At 53.4% G+C, this 18,269-nt stretch carries 19 protein-coding genes; 13 read left to right on the forward strand and 6 right to left on the reverse strand.

The window, feature by feature from the left end:
* Positions 1 to 167: 167 nt before the first annotated feature.
* From WKI47_RS05030 to WKI47_RS05050, 5 genes are all read left to right on the forward strand, one after another.
* Positions 168 to 1,607, forward strand: coding sequence for an N-acetylmuramoyl-L-alanine amidase family protein (locus WKI47_RS05030; RefSeq protein ID WP_340226069.1), 1,440 nt, complete (start codon positions 168 to 170; stop codon positions 1,605 to 1,607).
* Positions 1,608 to 2,017: 410 nt separating this feature from the next.
* Complete coding sequence (locus WKI47_RS05035) at positions 2,018 to 3,433, forward strand: N-acetylmuramoyl-L-alanine amidase family protein (RefSeq protein WP_340226070.1); 1,416 nt, start codon at positions 2,018 to 2,020, stop codon at positions 3,431 to 3,433.
* Positions 3,434 to 4,016: 583 nt separating this feature from the next.
* On the forward strand, positions 4,017 to 4,676 hold the full coding sequence (locus tag WKI47_RS05040; protein ID WP_340226071.1) for a bifunctional transcriptional activator/DNA repair enzyme AdaA: 660 nt from the start codon (positions 4,017 to 4,019) through the stop codon (positions 4,674 to 4,676).
* A 64-nt stretch (positions 4,677 to 4,740) separates the two neighbouring features.
* Positions 4,741 to 5,724 (forward strand): DNA-3-methyladenine glycosylase, encoded by a 984-nt coding sequence (locus WKI47_RS05045; RefSeq protein WP_340226072.1) that lies wholly within the window; start codon positions 4,741 to 4,743, stop codon positions 5,722 to 5,724.
* Between the two features lie 16 nt (positions 5,725 to 5,740).
* The gene (locus WKI47_RS05050; protein ID WP_340226073.1) at positions 5,741 to 6,334 is read left to right on the forward strand and encodes a methylated-DNA--[protein]-cysteine S-methyltransferase; all 594 of its coding nucleotides are present in this window, start codon (positions 5,741 to 5,743) and stop codon (positions 6,332 to 6,334) included.
* Between the two features lie 237 nt (positions 6,335 to 6,571).
* On the opposite strand, the gene WKI47_RS05055 is transcribed toward WKI47_RS05050, so the two are convergent.
* A complete protein-coding gene (locus WKI47_RS05055; protein WP_425355434.1) occupies positions 6,572 to 7,612 on the reverse strand; it encodes a serine hydrolase domain-containing protein in 1,041 nt (346 codons plus the stop codon).
* A 234-nt stretch (positions 7,613 to 7,846) separates the two neighbouring features.
* Between WKI47_RS05055 and WKI47_RS05060 the strand changes: the two genes are divergently transcribed.
* Genes WKI47_RS05060 through WKI47_RS05075 form a run of 4 tightly spaced genes read left to right on the forward strand, consistent with a single transcriptional unit; the run spans position 7,847 to position 10,843 of the window.
* On the forward strand, positions 7,847 to 8,968 hold the full coding sequence (locus WKI47_RS05060; protein ID WP_340226075.1) for a helix-turn-helix transcriptional regulator: 1,122 nt from the start codon (positions 7,847 to 7,849) through the stop codon (positions 8,966 to 8,968).
* The gene (locus WKI47_RS05065; protein ID WP_340226076.1) at positions 8,968 to 9,168 is read left to right on the forward strand and encodes a PLDc N-terminal domain-containing protein; all 201 of its coding nucleotides are present in this window, start codon (positions 8,968 to 8,970) and stop codon (positions 9,166 to 9,168) included. The genes WKI47_RS05060 and WKI47_RS05065 overlap by 1 nt, the downstream gene beginning before the upstream one ends.
* Positions 9,168 to 10,076 (forward strand): ABC transporter ATP-binding protein, encoded by a 909-nt coding sequence (locus WKI47_RS05070; RefSeq protein ID WP_340226077.1) that lies wholly within the window; start codon positions 9,168 to 9,170, stop codon positions 10,074 to 10,076. Before WKI47_RS05065 ends, WKI47_RS05070 begins: the two co-directional genes overlap by 1 nt.
* The gene (locus WKI47_RS05075) at positions 10,073 to 10,843 is read left to right on the forward strand and encodes an ABC transporter permease subunit (RefSeq protein ID WP_340226078.1); all 771 of its coding nucleotides are present in this window, start codon (positions 10,073 to 10,075) and stop codon (positions 10,841 to 10,843) included. Before WKI47_RS05070 ends, WKI47_RS05075 begins: the two co-directional genes overlap by 4 nt.
* 69 nt (positions 10,844 to 10,912) lie before the next feature.
* Here the strand turns inward: WKI47_RS05075 and WKI47_RS05080 are convergent, their stop codons facing one another.
* The 3 genes from WKI47_RS05080 to WKI47_RS05090 form a co-directional block, all read right to left on the reverse strand.
* Complete coding sequence (locus tag WKI47_RS05080) at positions 10,913 to 11,527, reverse strand: DJ-1/PfpI family protein (RefSeq protein WP_340226079.1); 615 nt, start codon at positions 11,525 to 11,527, stop codon at positions 10,913 to 10,915.
* A 68-nt stretch (positions 11,528 to 11,595) separates the two neighbouring features.
* Positions 11,596 to 12,855, reverse strand: coding sequence for a M20/M25/M40 family metallo-hydrolase (locus WKI47_RS05085; protein ID WP_425355435.1), 1,260 nt, complete (start codon positions 12,853 to 12,855; stop codon positions 11,596 to 11,598).
* A gap of 427 nt (positions 12,856 to 13,282) precedes the next feature.
* The gene (locus tag WKI47_RS05090) at positions 13,283 to 13,609 is read right to left on the reverse strand and encodes a helix-turn-helix domain-containing protein (RefSeq protein ID WP_340226081.1); all 327 of its coding nucleotides are present in this window, start codon (positions 13,607 to 13,609) and stop codon (positions 13,283 to 13,285) included.
* A 132-nt stretch (positions 13,610 to 13,741) separates the two neighbouring features.
* Between WKI47_RS05090 and namA the strand changes: the two genes are divergently transcribed.
* A complete protein-coding gene (namA, locus tag WKI47_RS05095; RefSeq protein WP_340226082.1) occupies positions 13,742 to 14,758 on the forward strand; it encodes an NADPH dehydrogenase NamA in 1,017 nt (338 codons plus the stop codon).
* A 53-nt stretch (positions 14,759 to 14,811) separates the two neighbouring features.
* Here namA and WKI47_RS05100 read toward each other — a convergent pair whose 3' ends face one another.
* A complete protein-coding gene (locus WKI47_RS05100) occupies positions 14,812 to 15,261 on the reverse strand; it encodes a hypothetical protein (protein WP_340226083.1) in 450 nt (149 codons plus the stop codon).
* A 240-nt stretch (positions 15,262 to 15,501) separates the two neighbouring features.
* Between WKI47_RS05100 and WKI47_RS05105 the strand changes: the two genes are divergently transcribed.
* Positions 15,502 to 16,239 (forward strand): cyclase family protein, encoded by a 738-nt coding sequence (locus WKI47_RS05105; protein WP_340226084.1) that lies wholly within the window; start codon positions 15,502 to 15,504, stop codon positions 16,237 to 16,239.
* Positions 16,240 to 16,293: 54 nt separating this feature from the next.
* Here the strand turns inward: WKI47_RS05105 and WKI47_RS05110 are convergent, their stop codons facing one another.
* Entirely contained in the window at positions 16,294 to 16,986 is a 693-nt protein-coding gene (locus WKI47_RS05110; RefSeq protein WP_340226085.1) for an O-methyltransferase, read from the reverse strand.
* Between the two features lie 151 nt (positions 16,987 to 17,137).
* On the opposite strand from WKI47_RS05110, the gene WKI47_RS05115 reads away from it, so the two are divergent.
* Both WKI47_RS05115 and WKI47_RS05120 read left to right on the forward strand, forming a co-directional pair.
* Positions 17,138 to 18,040 carry a LysR family transcriptional regulator gene (locus tag WKI47_RS05115; protein WP_340226086.1) on the forward strand — a complete coding sequence of 301 codons (903 nt, stop codon included), beginning with the start codon at positions 17,138 to 17,140 and terminating at the stop codon, positions 18,038 to 18,040.
* Between the two features lie 32 nt (positions 18,041 to 18,072).
* A complete protein-coding gene (locus WKI47_RS05120; protein ID WP_340226210.1) occupies positions 18,073 to 18,267 on the forward strand; it encodes a hypothetical protein in 195 nt (64 codons plus the stop codon).
* Positions 18,268 to 18,269 lie beyond the last annotated feature (2 nt).

The raw sequence follows: 18,269 nt of genomic DNA on the forward strand, positions 1-18,269 counted from the left end.
TTCTGTCAAATCAAAACCTCTTGAATTTTGCCGGATCATGCTCTATTTTGGTTGTAGAAGTTGTATTTTTGCACAAGTGAAACTTTAGTTCCGCCTTGGGCGTCCAAATTCCTAGAGGTTCATCGTCGTGCCATCGCGTTCATACATAACCCAAAGGAGAAGTGAGAATGAAATTCGGAAATCTTGCCTGGAAAAAAACAGCTCTCCTCTTTGCCGCCGTCCTGCTTCTGGCTCTTTTCGCACTGCCGGGTACAGTACGGCATGCGTCCGCAGCCGCTACGGCCGAGGCGAGCATCGTGTTGGATGGCCAAACGATCAACGGCGCGGAGCCGGTTATCGTCAACCAGACCACCATGGTGCCGATCCGTGTCGTGTCCGAGCAACTGGGTTATTCGGTTAACTGGAACCAGTCCGAAGGACGCGTAACCATTGGAGGAGAAGCCTCCCCTCTTGTGTTGACCATCGGAAGCGCGACGGCAGGTTCCGCTTCCGGCAACGTCCAGCTTGAACAAGCGCCGTTTGTCCGTTCAAGCACCACGTATGTGCCGCTGCGCTTTGTCGGTTCGCAAATGGGACTCGGCGTGAAATGGGAGCAGGCGTCCCGCACCGTGTATCTGCAATCCCCCGTGCCCGCGCCTTCCGTTCCGACGGTTCCGGAGACGCCAGGCACGACAACGCCAACGCCTGTCGCTCCTTCGAACAACGCGTCGATCGATGCAATCAGCTTCAGCGATAACCGCCTGACCATCTCGGCCGGAGCCGCGGTTACGCCAAAAAGCTCAACGCTGGCCGGTCCAGACCGAATCGTTGTCGATCTGCCAAACAGCGCTTTCGGCCCCGGCCTGCTGGCTAACGGTAGCCTCGGACTGGGAAAAGTCGGCACGCTGGCCGTGGAAAACTCTTCGCTGGTCAAGCAGGTTCGGTACTCGCTGTTCAGCGAAAGCCCCTCGACCATTCGAGTCGTCATCGACTTGAATCGAGCTGTCGGATACAACCTGTACACGGAAGGGAATCTGATCTTCGTTGATCTGAACGACGACGGAACCGCTCCGCCTGTTGGCACAGACGGCAAAAAGGTCGTCGTTATCGATCCGGGACACGGCGACCATGACTCCGGCGGCGTCGGGATTACAGGCGTCAAAGAAAAAGACATGGTCCTTCAAGTCGGTTTGAAAGTAGCGGCGCTGCTTAAGCAAGAGCCGAACATTGATGTGATCATGACGCGCAGCGACGATACCTTTGTGGCGCTGGACGACAGAGCCAAGATCGCCAACGATGCCGGAGCCGATGTATTCTTGTCGATCCACGGCAACAAAGCCAATACGAGTAGCGCCGTCGGCACCGAAACCTATTATGCCGATGCCTCACGCAGCAAGACCTTGTCCGATACGATTCAAAAGCATGTTCAGGCCGCCACAGGCTTCCGCGACCGCGGCTCCAAACAGGCCAACTATGTAGTCATCCGCAAAACGACCATGCCGGGTGCTCTTGTCGAAATCGGGTTTTTGAGCAACAGCGAAGAAGAAACCTTGATGATGCAAGAAGACTTCCAACAAAAAGTAGCCCTGGCGATCGTTGCGGGCTTGAAAGAATATTTAGGCGTGTGAACCAATCCTTTTTTCTTTCTTCTCTTCTTTTCTTTCTAAAAACAGAACCCTCAATTGCATGTTCCCAGATGCCGAAAAGTTCAACGTAGCTGGAAGACAGAAGACGGAGAGAAAAATTCAGTGAAGGAACGATAGTGTTCGCCTTTGAAATCGGGAAAATTCCGCTAAAAATTCAATCTGTTTTCCCGATTTCAACACGCGACCGGAACGAATTTTTCTCGGAGCCTTCTGTCTCCCCGCGCCTACGTAACTTCATCGGCAACCTGAGAACCCACAATTGCGGGTTCTTTTTTTGTCTCCCCCGCCATTATTTTTTACTCGGCAACTTATTTTTCCCGCATGAATTTATTTTTCCCCAGAGAAACTTTTTAATCGTAATGACGTCTATTAACATGAAGGGAGCAGTGATCATGAGATTCGAGCGAAAAGTATGCAAGAAAGCTGCCGCTATTATTCTGGCCTTTGTGCTTGCGGTTACGTTAGCATTGCCCGGTACAACCGGACAGGCTTTGGCGGCAACGGCGGAACCCGGCATCATGCTGAATGGCAAAAAATTGGACAATGCCCAGGCGATGACGATCAAAGGAACAACGATGGTACCGATTCGAACCGTATCCGAACAACTCGGATATTCGGTGAACTGGAACCAGGCAACAGGACGGATCGAAATCGGAAGTGCGCCGAGTTCGCTGATCCTGACGCTGGGCAGTCTGACGGCAACTTCAGGCTCAACCCGTATTGCCATGCAACAGGCGCCTTTTGTTCGTTCGAATACGACTTATGTGCCGCTTCGTCTGGTCAGCTCGCAAATGGGCGTAGCGGTTCGATGGGAACAGTCTTCAGGTACGGTGTATCTGCAATCCGAGCTTGAAGAGCCTTCCCTTCCAACCGTACCGGTCGCACCGCCTACAGATTCGACAGTCACCGCGATCAACAGCATCAGCTTTAGCGACAACCGTCTGACCCTCTCGGCGGACGGCGCCGTGAAACCTCAAGGTTCGGTACTCAAAAGCCCGGACCGAATCGTCGTCGATCTTCCGAGCAGCTCGTTCGGACCGGGACTGCTTCAAAATCAAACGGCATCGGCCGGACAAATCGTGACTCTGCCTGTAACGGATTCTTCAACAGTCAAGCAAATCCGGTACTCGCTGTTCAGCCAAAGCCCATCTACGGTACGGGTCGTGATTGACCTGAACCGCGCGACGGGTCACAACCTGTACACGCAAGGCAATCTGGTGATCGTCGATCTGAATGACGACGGCGCAGCCGCGCCGATCGGCACGGACGGCAAAAAAGTCGTCGTGATCGACCCCGGACACGGCGACCAAGACTCCGGCGGCGTCGGAATCACGGGCAAACTGGAAAAACACATGGTGCTGAGCGTCAGCTTGAAAGTCGCCGCGCTGCTCAAGCAAGAACCGAATATCGACCTGATTATGACGCGAACCGACGACACCTTTATCCCGCTGGACGGACGGGTAAAAATCGCCCAAGACGCCAAAGCCGACGTGTTCCTGTCGATCCACGGCAATGCCGCATCGTCCAACGCGGGCGGCACCGAGACATTCTACGCCGACGCCAAACGCAGCAAAGCGTTGTCGGATATCATTCAAAAGCACGTCCTGGCCGCCACCGGCTTCCGCGACCGCGGTTCGAAGCAGGCCAACTACTTAGTCATCCGCAAAACCACCATGCCCGCCGCCCTGCTCGAAATCGGCTTCCTGACCAACGCCAACGAAGAAAAGCTGATGATGCAGGATGCTTTTCAACAAAAAGTAGCCGTCGCGATCGTAGCGGGAATCAAAGAATACTTAAAAACCCATTGACACATAGATCTAACGAAGCTGCATATACGCAATAGAAAAAGGGAATGCGCCCGCGCGCATTCCCTTTTCCTTATTCCGCCAGATCCACCGCGCAACTCGATCTTTTCCACTCAAGGCCCTGTACCCAATGACGATACGTTATCCGACCGAATCTTCAGATCAGAACCTCTTAGCAAGCTCTCCATCTACCCTACCTCAAAAAGCTCTTTTCGAAAACCGCTCTACCCAAGCACCCTTGAGGCTGCCCTATACTCTTTTCAAACGATCCTGGCCTTTTAAAACATGTCCTTAGGCGGAGAAAGAAATTCAGCGAAATACGCCTTTGAACTCGGAAAACTCCTTATTCAAATCCTATCCCTTTTCCGAGTGAGACAGCGAATTGAACTGAATTTCTCTCGCAGCCCATTCTTCTTTTACGAACAGGATCTTAGACTTCTTTATAGACGCCCTCTCAAGGCGTCCTCCCCCACGTTTTCGAAAAGCAGCTTCCCGACCTTAACCGCAATAATGAGGAGTCCTTTTCCCCCGCATCCTGTTACAATGAACTCAGAAGTCACCGCCGAACCGGAAAGGAGCCGCACGCATGAACACAACCATCGGAACGATCCGACTGTCCTTCGAAGAAATGTGGGAGCGCATCATGGCCTGCGACGCGAGGTATGACGGACTCTTTTTCACCGCTGTCAAAACAACCCGCATCTACTGCCGCCCGTCCTGCCGATCCCGCAAGCCGAAAAAGCAAAACGTGGAATTCTATGTCCGTCTGAACGAAGCGGAAGCCGCAGGGTATCGCCCGTGCAAAAGATGCCAGCCGGAATTCGAGCATTCGCCGTGGAATGGATTCGTGCTCCAAGCCCGCTCCTTTATCGTGGAACATTATCGGGAAAACCTGCTGCTCAAAGATATCGCGGATCACGTCAAACTCAGCACGTATTATCTGGAACGGCTGTTCAAGCAGGAGACGAACGAGACGCCGCGCATGGTTTTGGAAAAAGTCCGCGTGGACCGTGCCGCACACTTACTGCGATGCAGCGACAAATCCAATCTCGATATCTGTTACGAATCGGGCTTCCATACCCCTTCGAATTTCTATAAAGCGTTCAAACGTCACCACGGCTGTTCGCCGGGCGAATACCGGGAGCAAGGTGCGCCCATTGTACGGGAAGCGGCCCGACGCAAAATTCCGAGACAGCAAACGCACGCAGCGCAACGCCAATCGTCTTCATCTTCCGCCGGCAAATAACCGATGCGCCGATCCTTTGCAAATACCGATTTTCATTTCGTACGAAAGGAGAACTTCCCTTACCATGAACCCATCCGATTCTTTTTACGCAACATCCGAACACTCCCACTCATCGCCGCTGCTGCTTCGTGTGTCCGAGCCTTTTAGCTGGAGCGAATGCCTGGCTTATCTGGGTCGATCGGATGTGGAAATCATGCACCGGATCGAAGAAAATCGGGTGTATAAACCGGTCGAACTTGGCGGAAATCCCGTGCTGCTGGAGCTAAGTTATGCAGCCGCTTCGGCTTCTCTTGAGATCAACTTTCCGCAAGGGGAAGTCGCCCCCGAAATACGCGACGCTGCGGCTGTTTACGTGCGGGAATGGTTCGGTCTTGACAAAGATCTGCTTCCGTTCTACGCACTGGCCGAGCAAGATCCGATCCTCGCTCCGGTCGTATCCGCCCATGCGGGCTTGCGGCTGATCGGGATTCCGGAACTGTTCGAAGCGCTGGTCTGGTCGATTACGGGTCAGCAGATCAGTTTGGGCTTCGCCTACACGATGAAAAAGCGGCTGGTCGAGCAATACGGCGAACCGCTTGCAGCCACCGACGCAACGCTTCCCGCGGACAAGCCTTTTCTGCTGTTCCCCCGACCCGCACGCCTTGCCGACCTCTCGCCGGACGATCTGAAGCCGCTGCAATTCTCCGGACGCAAAGCGGAATATATCATCGGCATCGCGCAGCTAATGGAGCAAGGCAAACTGGATAAACAAACGCTGCTGCATATGGAACCGGCGGAAGCGCGCGAAACGTTGCTTGCGATTCGCGGCATCGGAGCCTGGACAACGGATTACGTAGGGTTAAAATGCCTCAGGCACTCTACCGCGTTCCCCGTCGGCGATGCCGGGTTGCAACAGGCGTTGAAACGCGGGCTTCAGCTTGATCGCAAGCCGCTTCTTTCCGAGATGATTGAAGCTTCCGCAAGCTGGCACGGCTGGGAAGCGTACGCAACCTTTTACTTGTGGCATTCGCTATTGGCTCCAAAGCGGCAAGCTTCCATTTTGACTTAACAGGAGGAATTTCGCCATGAACACTTTATCCATCCCGCAACCTGCCTTATCGACGACGTCGCCGAACGACTCCGCGCTCTATCGCCTGCTCTACCCGTCTCCGTTGGGCGAGCTTGTGATCGAAGGAACGGAAACGACTGTGTTATCCATCTTGTTCAGCGACACGGCCATGCCGGAAGGCTGGCCTGCGGTCAATCCTTTTCCCGACGCGTTTGCGTTCGAGAACGATAACAGCGAATCGGCATCGGATATTCCCGAAGCGCTGCGCACATGCCGGCTTCAGCTTGCCGAATATTTCCGCGGCGAGCGTCGCAGCTTCGATTTTCCTTACGCTTTCCACGGCACAACCTTTCAGCAGTCGGTATGGACCGAGCTTGCCGCTGTTCCTTACGCCGCTTCAAGCTCGTATAAAGACTTGGCGATTGCGGTCGGCAGCGAACGCGCTGTCCGGGCGGTCGGCTCGGCCAACGGACGCAACAAGCTCAGCATCGTTTTGCCTTGTCACCGGATCATCGGTTCCAGCGGCAAGCTAACCGGATATGCCGGGGGACTTTGGCGCAAAGAGTGGCTGTTGCGGCACGAAGCGCGGTTTGTGGAGGTCGAGGGTTAGAGGGTTAAAGCACGTGCGGGAAGCGAGAAGACTGCGAGAAAAATTGCCAGCATAGGCTTCCGAAGTGCATTTCTTCGAAATGCTTCACAATTCGCTGTCTCACTTGGAAAAGTCGATTAAAAATTTTAGTTGAAGTTTTCCAAGTTCAAAGGCGTCAACATAGCGCTGGATGTTACCGCAGGTTTTCTTCGAAATCCTGTATTGAACTGAATTTTCTCTCCGTCTTCTCGCTTCCAGTTACGTTGGGCTTTTTCGACACTCTGATTCGCGCGTGCTCGCTCCTACGTCCGCGGCTACCTGCCAAGCCGCGCCGTCAACGTTTGCCAGCACATGCACCCGCAGTCCGGACTGCGCATATATGCGGGAAACCATCGACACGCCGGGATCGAAGCCCATGATGTAGCGGCAGCGTACCTGCTTGCCGTCCATTCCGATCCAAATGCCGTAGCCGTAAGCCGTATCTTCGTCTTCCGCGATCTGCGGCGACAATAGCTTTTGCGTTACCTTTTCCGACAGCAACTTGTAATTCAGCAGCGCGTCCCAGAACTTGTCCAGATCGCCTGTCGTCGTGAACGCTCCGCCGTCCGGTCCGCCGATCGCGGGCAGGGAGAAAATGTTCGTTTTCCAATCCTTTTCGCTATCCATGTAGCCCAGCGCCGTGCGTTCCGGCAATCGGTCCATGCGGAAGTAACCCGAATCGTTCATACCGCAGCTATCGAAAATATGCGTCTGCACATAGTCCCGAAATTTCATCCCCGATACTTTTTCCACGATCAGCCCCAGCAGGATATAGCCCGAGTTATTGTAGGCAAACCGCTTCCCCGGCGCAAACTTCATCGGTTGTTCCGCAAACAGCGGCAAAAAATGCGACACTTCGGTCATCCCGTACGTCGGCCGCTCGCGCCACAGTTCTTCGAAATCGTCCATTGCTTCTTCATCGAAATAATCGGGTACACCCGAGCTGTGCGTCAGCAGATGATGCACGTTGATTCCCGGATCGAAATTCGGAAAAGCAGTATCCGTGCATTCGCTCAGCTTCGTATCGAAATCCAGCTTGCCCTGCTCGACCAATTGGCAAATCGCGACGGCAGTGAATACTTTGCAGCCTGACGCGATTCCGAATCGGGTAGCTGCTTGATTCGGAATCTTTTCGCTGCGATTGGCATATCCGTACGCGGCTTCTGCCGATTGAGCATACGCGCCGCTAACTCCGATTACGCCGGAAAACGGCACGCCATGCTTTTCGTTCTCGTTGTATGCACGAACGACTTGCTCCATTTTTTCGCTCGTCGAATTCATCTGTGCGTTCCCTCTCTTTCCTTCCCTCTAACCAGCCGTCCCGTCCGTCAGCCCAACCTATACGGACAGTTTACGGGAACAGAGCCGGGTAAAATGAACCGTTCTTGCGGCATACGAAGTTTCCCGGCAGTTGACTTTTTCCCGTAAAGTATCGCGACAATCCATTGAGCGCACGTGGCCCCGCAGAGATAATGGATATAGGAGGCGAGCGCGATGGACACACTGAACTTTTCTACCAATATCATCAGACTGAGACACCGCAAAAAGATTACCCAGGAGCAATTGGCCGAATTTATCGGGGTGACGAAAGCATCCGTATCCAAATGGGAAAACAAACAAAGCATGCCCGATATTTTGATTTTGCCGGTGTTGGCTGCTTTTTTCGACGTTACGATTGATGATTTGCTTGGCTACGAACCCCAGTTGAGCAAAGAACAGATTCAAAAGATTTATCGCGACCTGGCAGCCGATTTTGCGGAGCGCCCGTTCGAAGATGTGATACGGCAAAGCCAAGCGTTGATCAAAAAATATTATTCCTGTTATCCGTTTCTGTTCCAAATGTGCACGCTCTGGTTGAATCATTTCATGCTGGCTGACGGGCAAGCGCGCCAACAGGAAATATTGACTGACCTTTCGGAGCTGGCCGGACGTATCGTTGCCGATTGCCGGGACGTTCGATTGGTCAACGATGCCGTCATTCTCAAAGCTTCGGTCGATCTCCAGCTCGGCAAAATGACGGAGGTCATCGAAACGTTGGAAGAAGTGCTGAATCCAATGCGGCTGTCCAATCAAAGCGATTCGCTGCTGATCCAAGCCTATCGGATCACGAACGAAGCGCAAAAAGCAAACAGCTTTACGCAGATCAGCATGTTCTCGCATCTGCTTTCGTTGATCGGCAGCGCCGCTCAGTATATGGGAATCCATGCCGCCGATTTCGCGGTGTGCGAGGAAACGATGCAGCGGATGGATCAGGTATTCGGCGCGTATCGCTTGGAAAGCCTGCATGCGAACACGGCGGCTTTGTTCCATTATCAAGCGGCGATCGTCTATGCGATGCACGGCAAAAATCAGGAAGCGATCAAACGCCTGGAGCGCTACGCGTCCTGCATATCGAATCTGCTCGAACAAGGAATGGTGTTGAAAGGTGACCGGTATTTCGATACGATCGAGCCTTGGTTCGAACAGCTTGATCTGGGCAGCGCGGCTCCGCGCGACAAAAAAGTGGTTCTGGAAAGTGCTATGCAGATCTTTGCCCATCCGGCTTTTCAGAATTTGCAGGGCATGGCGGGATACGAACGACTGAAACAGACATTATCGGAAAAGGGGCGAACCTGATGAGTCTTCATGATTTTGTTCCTTTTCTGGTTCCTCTGATCGCAGTGGAGCTGATTCTGTTCGGAATTACGCTCAGACATATCCTCACGCACAAGACGTATCAGCGAGGCAGCCGAACGTTATGGATCGTCGTGATCGTGATCGGCATCAACTTTATCGGCCCCGTTCTGTATTTCCTGCTGGGTAAGGAGGACGTCTGATGAGCATATTGACCCTTTCCCAGGTGTCCAAATCGTTCGGCGGGCATCCGGTGGTCCACGATCTCAGCTTCTCCGTGCGCGAACGTAGCATCTTCGGTTTTATCGGGCAAAACGGCGCAGGAAAAACGACCACGATGAAAATGATTTTGGGTTTGCTGCCGGCGGATCAAGGAGAAATCAAGGTCAACGGCGAGCGTGTTTTATTCGGGCAAACGCCGACCAACCGGCATATCGGCTATCTGTCGGACGTGCCCGAGTTTTACGGCTTTATGACTGCGATCGAGTATCTGGCCTTGTGCGGCAAAATAACCGGGATGACACCAGCGGCGTATAAACGAAAAAGTGCCGAGCTGCTGGAGTTGGTCGGTTTGAAGAAAATCGACCAACGTATCCAGGGATTCTCTCGCGGGATGAAGCAGCGGCTCGGGATTGCACAAGCTCTGCTCAACGATCCTCTGCTCCTGATCTGCGACGAACCGACTTCCGCACTCGATCCTGTAGGACGGAAAGAAGTGTTAGAGCTGCTGCTACTTGTGAAAAACCATACAACCGTCGTTTTTTCTACGCATATTTTATCCGACGTAGAGCGAATATGCGACGAGCTGGCTTTTCTGCACAAAGGGCGAATCGTAAGTAGCGGCACGCTGCGACAAATCAAAGAATCGCCTCAACACAGCGGCTTGAAGCTTGAACTTGAATTCGATTCCGAGAACGATCGGGACCGGTTCAAAGCTCTTTTTCCCGACAGTCTGTTCACAGCGCCACGAACTCTCCGTCTGGATCAACGAATGGAGGCGGACATGCTGGATATACTGCGCGTACTGACGGAGCATCAACTGCCTGTGCGGCGAATCGAAAAGCTCGAACACAGTCTGGAAGACTTGTTTACGGAGCTGGTGCGCGAATGAGACAATTGACCGCTTTTATCGGCAAAGAAGGGTTGGAAGTCATTCGTACAGGGAAAGCGACGATTCTGGCTCTGGTGTTCATCCTGTTCGGCATCCTGAATCCCGCGATCGCCAAGCTAACGCCCTGGATGTTTGCTTTGATGTCGGAGAGCATGGCCGGGATGGGATTGTCCGCTTCGGCGATTGAAGTAAATGCGTTGACTTCATGGGCGCAGTTTTACAAAAACGCTCCGCTCGTGTTGATCGTTTTCCTGCTGCTGTTTGCCGGAATCTTGACCCGTGAACGCTCGAAAGGAACGCTGGTCCCTCTCGTGACAAAAGGGTTAAACCGATGGGCGATTATCGCGTCGAAAGGGATCGTGCTTGTCGCGTCTTGGAGTATCGGCTACTGGGTGTGTTACGGGATCACGTACGGATACACGGCATACTTTTGGGATAACGGCGCGGCTTCCCATCTGCTATTTTCTGCTTTTTGCGTGTATGTGTTGGGCGTCTGGTTGATTTCGTTGATTCTTCCTCTGTCGATCTTTTTGGCTAGCGGGTCGGGGGTTATGTTGGGCGTAGGCGGGTTATTCGCGGTCGTCTATGTCATCGGCTTGCTTCCCGAAGCTGCGAAATATCTGCCGACACGCTTGCTGGAGGCTTCGACGCTGATTCAGGGAACCGGACGGTTATCCGAATATGCGATCGCGATCGGGATTTCGTTATTGTGGAGCGCGTTGAATATCTGCATAGCCGCGTTGCTGTTCAAGCGTCAAGCCCTGTAGGCCGCGGAAAAGGTGGATATACACCGCCGCGGCCTTTTTTCTACTTATACACGATTCATAAGGCTAAACTCAATTTGGCTCGGGAACGGCTCTCCATTCATACTCCATTCGCAAGGCCGTATTTCGCGCGACGTCCGTTCCGCACAGCCGCCCGACCAGATGCAGCGACATGTCGATTCCGGCCGAAATCCCGCCCGAAGTCACGATACGTCCCTGGTCGACATACCGTATCTCGCGGCGTACGCGGACTGCGGGATAGTCGTGCTCCAAACGGTCGAGATCCATCCAGTGCGTCGTCGCTTCAAGCCCGTTCAACAAGCCGGCTTCCGCCAACAACAGCGCGCCGGTGCAAACGGATGCGGTCAATTCGGACAATTCGGCCTGCTGCTTGATCCAGGCCAGCGTAGCCTCGCTGCGAATCGCGATTTCTTCGGCTCCGTAACCGCCCGGCACGATCAGCACGTCAAGCGCCGGGTGGTCGTCGAAGCCGTAATCGGTCGAAACTTTGAGTCCGTTGCGAGCGGCGACCTGTCCCTTTTTTTCGGAAAGGGTAACGACGCGGAACGCTTTTTCTTCCGTAGCGTCCGGCTGCCGAATCGAAGCCAGCGCGAACACTTCGAACGGGCCGGCAAAGTCCAGCACCTCCACTTCGTCGAACATCAAAATGCCTACGGTGCGCATCATCCTTATCCCCTTTCGATTTTGAAAAAGCCCGACCGACGCCATAAAAAGGTGTGGGGTCGGGCTTTGCATTAAATTCGTTTGGGCAGCAGCGGCTTCGTGGCAGCAGTCAGTCCCGTCAAACCCAGCATCGTCAGCAAAATCTTCTGCACGCCGAGATGGGCATCCGTCGGATCATAATATTCATTCAGCGTGTGCGCGCCGCCGAAATCTCCGCCGCCTCCAAGCGTAACCGCCGGAATACCCAGATGGATCGGGATATTGGAATCGGTGCTGCTTGCCCCTTCCAAGATCGGCCGGAACCCCATAGCAAGGCCCGCAGCGGCGGCGGTCTGCACGATCTCGCTATCCGGCGATTGCGAACCTGCCGGACGATCGCCGACGCGCTCCAATATAACCGTGATCGCGCCCTGTTTTCTCCAACGACGATTTTCCGTCTCCGCCGCTTCGCGAATCAGGGTGAGCACTTTCGTTTCCAAACTCTCCAGTTCGGCTTGCGAGGTCGAGCGCATATCGATAACGGCTTCCGCCGTTTCCGAGATCGTATTGACGGAAGTCCCTCCGCTGATCAACCCTACGTTAAAGGTGGTTTTCGGATTGCGAGGGACTTCGAGGTCCGAAATTTTGGCAATCGCGCGCCCTAGCGCATGAATCGGGCTCGGCGTGCCGAAGTTGCCGAAGCTATGTCCGCCCGGTCCTCGGAAAGTCACTTTGTAACGCTTGCTTCCCGCTCCCAGATAAGTGATCCGATCCGGCGTCCCCGGCTCGATCGAGATAAAGCCGTCGATATCGCTGCGGTTGGCGAACAACGTTTTGACCCCGCGCAGATCGCCGAGCCCTTCCTCGCCGACCGTCGCGCCTATGATCAGATCGCCGACCGTTTCGATCTTGGCTTCGTTCAGCGCCCGCACGATCGTGAGTACGGAAGCCAAGCCTCGGCCGTCGTCGGAAATCCCAGGTGCATAGACACGGCTGCCTTCGCGGCGGGCTTTGACTTCGGTGCCGCGCGGGAAAACCGTGTCGAGATGCGCGCAAACGACCAGCTTGGGGCCGTTTCCGCTTCCCCGGCGTACGCCGAACACATTGCCGACCTCGTCGGTCTGGATGTCTTCGATACCGAGTGCCGCTAATTTACGGGCGAACAATTCGCCTTTTTCCGCTTCCTCGAAGGTCGGCGCTTCAACCTCGGTCAGCTCGATCTGTTCTTCGGTCGTACGGTCGTTGTCGGCTTGAAGGAAATCGAAAGCACGGCGGACGGCGTCGTGGTTTTTCAGGGTATCGAAAGCTTGCGTGGTTTCTTCGGATATGGCTGTTTTTTGGGAATCGGGCATCATGTGGGCCTCCTGGTTTGAGCTCGTGAGGCGCTGCGGACAAAGGGGACTTCGATCGCTGTCGAAAACCGATTCCCTCTGATTGTATAAAACAGGGCTGGAGGGTGGGAATCGGTTTTAGCATATGCTTTCGATGTGACTTTCCTTCCGAAAGTCTTTAAGGCGAACGCTGGCGCTTCTTCGTCTCCCTTTGTCCTCCGCTTACTACGAGCTGGGTGGGAATCGGTAAAGTGCTAAGGGCTAAAAAGATTATCGGCGAAAGGGTTTCGGCCTGAACAATATTCATTGAGGTGCAGTGTTCGCGGGCAATGTCCGCTTTTTCGGTAAGCATGAATGTACAGGATTGCTCTGGTGACGCGTTAATGAGCGAATTAATTTCTTTTTATCATACAAGCGAGGCTGCAAAAACGCAAAATGACGCGGCAAGTCAGTTTTGGTGTTCGACGCCCCAGTTGCACATCAGATCCAGCACCGGCATCAACGTTTTTCCTTTTTCCGTCAGCGTGTATTCGACCCGGGGCGGGACCTCGTTGAACGATTTACGGTGCACGATGCCGGAGCATTCCAGTTCTTTGAGTTGGCTGGTCAACATTTTGTGCGTGATGCCCGTAATATGCTGCTTCAGTTCGCCGTAGCGTTGGGTCTGCTGACGCGACAGGCGGTAGATGATCCTCATTTTCCACTTGCCGCCGATCAGCGATAACGTATATTCGAACGGGTTGTTCTCCGCCGTTTGTTCTGAAGTTTTTTCCACGTCGTTCGACACTCCTTTACTCTCCTTTTGGTGCGTATCCTACAAAAAAGTGCATACTGTTCGCCGAGAAACGGTGTCTTTATAATCGATTGTACCGGACTCGCGAGCCGCTGACAAAAGGAGGAAATCACAATGTTGTTTTCGCCGCTGCATCTCGGAACTCTTTGTTTAAAAAACCGAATCATGATGGCTCCTATGGCGACCTCGTTTGCACAGGATGACGGAATAGTCCAACCGGAGCATCTGATCCATTACGCTTCCCGCGCATTGGGGCAAGCGGGCTTGATCATGTTGGAATCGACCGCCGTATCGCCTTCCGGCCGAAGCGTGCCTGTCAATCTCGGTCTATGGAACGAAGCTCAAACGGAAGGGCTTCGACGCATGAATCACACGCTGCACCGGCTCGGCTCCAAAATCGGAATCCAGCTTTGGCATGCCGGCCGAAAAAAAGAAAACGAGACTTCGGCAGAACCGGCTTTGTCCGCGTCGGACGTGCCGTTTGAAGGAAAAGCCCGGCAAGCCATGAACACGAAGCAGATCGCCGAGGTCGTCACGCAATTCAGGGAAGCCGCGCAGCGAGCCAAACATGCCGGTTTCGACGTGATCGAAATCCATGCGGCACACGGTTTTTTGATCAACGAGTTTTTGTCCCCGCTCACCAATCGGCGAGAAGACCAGTATGGCGGCGGACGCCGCAACCGTTATCGGCTGCTGGGCGAGATCATTGACGCGGTTAAGGCAGTGTGGACAGGGCCGCTTTTCGTGCGCATCTCGGCTGAAGAATACCATCCGGAAGGCAATCACGTCGAAGACCATGTGCAATACGCAAGATGGATGAAAGCGCAAGGCGTCGACCTGATCCATTGCAGCAGCGGCGGCCTGTTACCGGAAGCGCCTCCTGTCTATCCGGGTTATCAGGTTCCTTACGCCGAACGCATTCGCCTGGCCGCGAATATGCCTACGGCAGCGGTCGGCCTGATCGAGACGGGCAAGCAAGCCGAGGAAATTTTGCGCAACGGACGGGCTGATCTGATCGCGATCGGACGGCCTTTCCTGCGCAATCCGTTCTGGACCGCAGAAGCGGCAAAAGAGTTGAATGCAGAGTTGGATGCACCGCGCGTTTACCGATCGTACTGGAAAAACGGATAAACCAAAAAGCACGGGCAGCTTTGCGGAATCCGCTATGCTGCCTGTGCTTTCGGTTACGGACGGTACTGCGCATACAATCGATCGTATTTCCGGTTTTTTTCATACAAATTCACGAAGCCCAGGATCACGCTGAACCCCACCACCATAGCGGGAAGAACGATTCGAATGCCTAACGGCTGGTTGCTTAGCAATTCGATAAAATCATAGCCGTCGACGACGATTTGTCCGAAAGCCACAATAGACAGTATCAAAATCAATGATTTCAGCGCTTCGAACAATACGACCAACAGCTTGGGCCAAGACTTTTTGCGTTCCCAGCTTCTGAAAAAACGCTCTTCGTTCTTCTTGTCGTTGATCAGTAAAAAAGCGACTCGTATTCCGATCAAGGCGACAATCGTATAGTAGATCGCCGGGTATCCGATTTCGACGCGCAAAGGAATAAAAATCAAAATCGCCAATAAGCCGAAAGCCAGAACGGCGCGAGTTGTTTTGTCGAATTCCATTTGTCCATGCCTCCTTTCTTACTTCCTGTACATTAATTTCTATACTAACGCTTAACCAAACTTAATTAAAGGTTTACGTTCGGCTGAAACACACATGCTTTAGGTGAGTTTCAGGTGAGCGTAACCTTACATTTAACTTGGTCAAGCTGCTCCCTGAGCCGCAAACTTTTCAAACTTGTGTTCACGAAACGTTTTCACCTATAATGAATGATTAAAAAAGGAAAAAAGAGGTGGGTATTCATGACAAACGAACTGCTCGACGCGCTTAAGCTACTCAAACAAAAACAATGGATCGATCTGACCCACACCTTCGGACCGGACTCCCCGCATTTTGCCGCGTTCGCGCCTGCCGAGTTCGAAACGCTGTTCAATCACGATGACGGATTTTTCGCCCAGCGCTTTAGCTTCGCCGGACAATACGGAACGCATTTGGACGCTCCGATCCATTTCGTGCGCGACACGCGTTATCTGGATGAGCTGGAGTTAAAAGAATTGGTACTGCCGCTGGTCGTGATCGACAAATCCGAACAAGCTGCCGCCGATGCCGACTTTTCCCTGAGCGTAGCCGACATCGAAGACTTCGAAGCGCGGCATGGAGCGATCGAAGCCGGAAGCTTCGTTGCGCTGCGCACCGATTGGAGCAAACGCTGGCCGAGTCAGGAGCGGTTCGAAAACCAAGACGCGGACGGCAACAACCATGCGCCCGGCTGGTCGCTAGAAGCGTTGGAATTTTTGTTCCGTCAGCGCAAAATCGCGGCGGTTGGCCATGAAACGTTCGATACCGATTCCGCCGCCGATTATACGAAAAACGGTGCGCTGATCGGGGAATATTATGTATTGGAGCAGGATGCCTACCAGGTGGAGCTGCTCACAAACCTGGATCTGCTTCCGCCGAAAGGCGCCGTGATCTTCAATATCGTACCGAAAGCGGAAAAAGCGTCCGGATTCCCGGTACGGTCGTTCGCGATCTTGCCTTAGACCTCGGCAAAAAGCAGCTGCATCCCTTAAACGGAGCAGCTGCTTTTTGCTTTCTCAGCATACGATCCCGATCATAAAGCCATCGTATCCTTTGACCCCTACCGTCTGCAACGCTGTCGATTGAATCCGTCCGTCTCCTTCCAGCCGTTCGAAAAACTCGCGAATCCCTTGCACTCTCGCATCTGCACTCGTTTCTTCAATCACCTCGCCGTTTCGCACCACATTGTCCGCCAAAATAACCGTTCCCGGCTTCGACAATCGAAGCGCCGCTTCCAAGTAGGCAGGATTGCTCGGCTTATCCGCGTCAATGAAGATAAAGTCAAAAGCTTCTGCGCCTTCTTCCTCCAACTGCGCAAGATGCACGCGTGCATCCCCTACCCGAATTTGAACCTGTTCATCAGGAACACCCGCATGGCGCAGATTATTTCGAGCCACCTCTGCATGTCGGGCGTCCAACTCCAGCGTTGTCAAATGTCCGTTTTCAGGCAAAGCTCTTGCGATCCAAATCGCGCTATATCCTCCCAATGTGCCGATTTCCAGTATACGTTTTGCGCCGCTCATCCGAATAAGCAGATGAAGCAGCTTTCCTTGAAGCGGAGAGACATCGTAATTCGGAAGTCCGGCGACTTCATTCGCATATAAAGCATCTTCTAGCGTAGCGTCATGTACAAGCAGTTTCCGCTCCAGATAACGATCCACTTTGGCCCAGGTGTGCGAACGGTCTTGCGGTTGAGTTGGCATATTCATCAAAATCACGTTCCTTTCGGGAATGGTTGTCTTTACACCCTAATTGTAGATGGGAAAAAGAAATAAATATAATATATCTTTATTCGATATTCATATATAAAATGTATAAATAGATCATCGTCTGCAATGCCGACTTAAAAAAGGGGGTTCTATGAATCTACATGCGCTGCGTTTGTTTTACGAGACAGCTTCCCTGGGGAGCGTCACCCGAGCCTCGGAAAAGTTAAGCATCAGCCAACCCGCCATTACCGCACAGATCAAAAAGTTCGAGCAAGAGTTATCGCTGGTTCTGCTGCGGCGCGAAGGTAGAGGCATTGCGTTAACCGAAGCCGGGCAAGAAGTGTATCGACTCGCGAATCGACTATTTGCCGCTGAATACCGCATCGAACAATTCGCCGAGCAGTACAATCATGGCGATGTCGGCAGCATAGCGATTGCGGCAACCTATCTGCCTGCCCATTTTCTGCTTCCTGGCTGGATTGCGGCGTTCAAGCAACGATACGAACAAGTCGAGTTATCGATCACGACGACCCACTCGGGCGGCGCGCTCCGGCGACTGCTTGATCTACAAGCAGACATCGCCATATACGGAGGATCGCCCGAACACTATTCGGACGATATCGAAGCCGAGGAGTTGTTTCGCGACGAGTTATGGTTTGTCGTCGCTCCTGAACATCCGTATGCGAATCGAAGTGTCGACTTGGCCGATATAATGCGCGAACCTTTCGTTATGCGCGCCGAAGGCAGCTCGACCCGGGAGCGGTTGTTCGCGCTGTGCCGTACGCACAATCTTCCCGCTCCCCGCGTGGCTTTACAGTTCAGCGGTTTGCATGAAGCGACCCGAGCCGTTATTGCGGGTTACGGCGCCAATTTTGTCTCCTCGCTCGTCGTTCGCGACGACGTGCAGCGAGGCGTGTTATGCCGCGTTCACGTCAAAGATTTTTCGCTGGAGAACGTCATCGCGATGTGTACGCGTCGCGGAGAAGCGCTATCGCCAGCCGCCGCCAATCTGTTTCAACTGATCCGCGAAGCGAACGTAACCAGGCAAGGTTAACGCTTTCGTTCGCTTGACGGGTAACCATCGCGATCAACGGCATTCAGGACGGGTTTTTCGAACACGATAGCGAGATTGAGACGTTCGGACGCGATTCGGTCGCCGTGACCGTAAAGCAGATTCTGTATCTATGCCAATGCCACAATAGTCCCGGGACCATCGCGGTATTCGCATCAGATTGGATTCGGGGTATACTAAAAGACGGGACCACCGCCGAAAGGAGGTGAAT

The sequence above is a fragment of the Saccharibacillus sacchari genome (assembly GCF_037722395.1).
GTDB lineage: Bacteria > Bacillota > Bacilli > Paenibacillales > Paenibacillaceae > Saccharibacillus > Saccharibacillus sacchari_A.